The 2,303-nt window shown below is 71.9% G+C and carries 1 protein-coding gene and 2 pseudogenes; all 3 read left to right on the top strand.

Annotation, left to right across the window (positions count from 1 at the left end; genetic code table 11):
* Positions 1–390: pseudogene (locus JHN63_RS51380) on the top strand (winged helix-turn-helix domain-containing protein); the annotation flags it as partial.
* Positions 389–1,081, top strand: a pseudogene (locus JHN63_RS51375) (reductase); the annotation flags it as partial. The pseudogenes JHN63_RS51380 and JHN63_RS51375, both read left to right, overlap by 2 nt.
* A 103-nt stretch (positions 1,082–1,184) precedes the next feature.
* Positions 1,185–2,303: sensor domain-containing protein (locus tag JHN63_RS51370; RefSeq protein ID WP_200691987.1), on the top strand; the 1,119-nt coding region annotated here is incomplete at its 3' end.

Here is a 2,303-nt window from a genome sequence, read left to right as displayed (position 1 = left end):
GCCGTGGACCGGGACGAGGTGATCGACGTGGCGGAGTTCCTGCCGCCGGGTGCCACCTGGCTGCCCGCGCCCCCGCACACGCTGCCCACCCTGCCGGGGCAGCCGCCGATGGTCGGGTACCTGGTCCTCATCCCGGCCGACAGCCCGCACCTCGCCCGGACCAACCCGGTCACGCCCCTCCCGGACGAGGCCGAACCGCTCGTCCGCATCGACACCGTGCAGCGCACCGCGCAGTTGGGCGGCGCGGAACTCGACCTGACGTACCTGGAGTTCGAGCTGCTCGCCCATCTCGTCGCGCATCCGGGCCGGGTGCACACCCGCGACCAGCTGGTCACCACGGTGTGGGGCTACGGACATGTTGGCGACGGCCGTACCGTCGACGTCCACATCCGGGTACACCGAGGACGCGCCCCTCGTCGAGGGGGCCGAGCCCGACGCCGACAAGACGGACTACGCGCGCGACAAGCGGGGCGGGGAGCTGGCCGCGCTCGGCGCGTTCGGGTCGGAGCGGTCCCTGTTCGCGCGGGCCGGGATGATCCTCGGGCCGTACGAGAACGTCGGGCGGTTGCCGTGGTGGCTCGGGCGGGTCGCTCGTGGCGGTCCCGTGCTGGCGCCGGGGCCGCGGGAGCTCGCGCTTCAGTACGTCGATGTGCGGGACCTCGCGGAGTGGCTTCTCGGCTCTGTGGAGCGGGAGTTGAGCGGGCCGTTCAATCTGATGTCCGCACAGGGGCACGCGACGATGGGGGCGTTTCTGGACGCGTGTGTGGCGGTGACCGGTGGGGCGGCCGAGTTGCGGTGGACCTCGCCGGAGGTCGTGCTCGGGGCGGGGATCGAGCCGTGGACCCAGTTGCCGGTGTGGGTGCCGCCCGGTAGTGAGGGGTACGACGCGTTGTACCGGGCGGATGTGTCTCGGGCGCTGGCGACCGGGCTGAGCTGCCGTTCCGTGGAGGAGACGGTGGCCGATACGTGGGAGTGGTTGCGCGGCATCGGGGGGTCTGTTCCGGAGCGGGTCGGTCGGCCGGCGGTGGGGCTCGACCCCGCTGTCGAGGCGAAGGTACTCGGGGTTCCGCTGGAGTGGTGATGTGTTTGCCGCACCCCCACAGAAAGCAGGTGGGGGTAGCGACACCCCCTTCATGGTGGCCCGGCCCCGTGACCTCGTCGGCCCGCTCGGTGAGACTGACCGCATGGACACGAACAGCGAGAGCAGACGGGCCCGTGCCGTTCTCACGGACGGGTTGCGCGCGCTCGCCCTCGCCCTGATCTCCCTCGGTGGGTCGCTCGCCCTCTTCGTCCTCACGATCCTGTCCCTCGTGGCCGTCCCTCTGGGCCTCGGTCTGATCACCACCCCCTGGGTGCTGGCCGGTGTACGGGCGCACGCGGATCGGCGGCGGGTGTTCGGGGCGCAGTGGTGCGGGGTGCGGATTCCGTCGGTGTATCGGGCGGTGCCGGAGGGGGCGCGGCCCTGGACCCGGACCTTCCGGATGCTCGGGGATCCCGCGACCTGGCGGGATCTCCGGTGGCTGCCCGTCGACATGACCGCCGGGTTCGTCACCGCGTTGGTGCCCGCCGCCCTGGTGTTCTATCCGCTGGAGGGGTTCGCCCTGGCCTTCGGGTTGTGGCGGGTGTTCACGGACGGGACGTATGTCGGGTGGTGGTACGGGTTCGTGCCGGTGGGCGGGCAGGGCAGCGCGCTGCTCGCCGGGCTGCTGGGCGTGGCGATCCTCGTCGCCTCCTACTTCCTCACCCCTCCGCTCCTGCGCGTCCACTTTCTGCTGACGCGTTCCCTGCTCGCCCCGGGGCAGGGTGAACTCGCCGAGCGGGTGCGGGTGTTGACCGAGACGCGACGGGACGCGGTGGACGGGTCGGCCGCCGAACTGCGGCGGATCGAGCGCGACCTGCACGACGGTGCGCAGGCGCGGCTGGTGGCGATGGGGATGGATCTCGGGACGATCGAGGCGCTCGTCGAGAAGAATCCGGCGAAGGCCAAGGAGTTGCTGGCCCGGGCCCGGCAGTCCTCCGCCGAGGCCTTGGGCGAGCTGCGGGATCTCGTGCGCGGTATTCATCCGCCGGTGCTCGCGGAGCGTGGACTCGCGGACGCGGTACGGGCGTTGGCGCTGCGGATGCCGGTGGCCACCGAGGTGAGCGCGGATCTCGGGGGCGGGCGTGCGGACGCTCCGGTCGAGTCGGCCGCCTACTTCGCGGTCAGCGAGGTGCTCACCAACGCCGTCAAGCACTCCGGTGCCGACCGGATCTGGGTCGATCTCCATCACACGGAGGGGATGCTGCGGATCTCCGTCACCGAC

Source organism: Streptomyces sp. MBT65 (genome assembly GCF_016612545.1).
In the GTDB taxonomy this organism is placed as follows: domain Bacteria; phylum Actinomycetota; class Actinomycetes; order Streptomycetales; family Streptomycetaceae; genus Streptomyces.
This window is presented reverse-complemented; position numbering and strand designations above follow the sequence as displayed.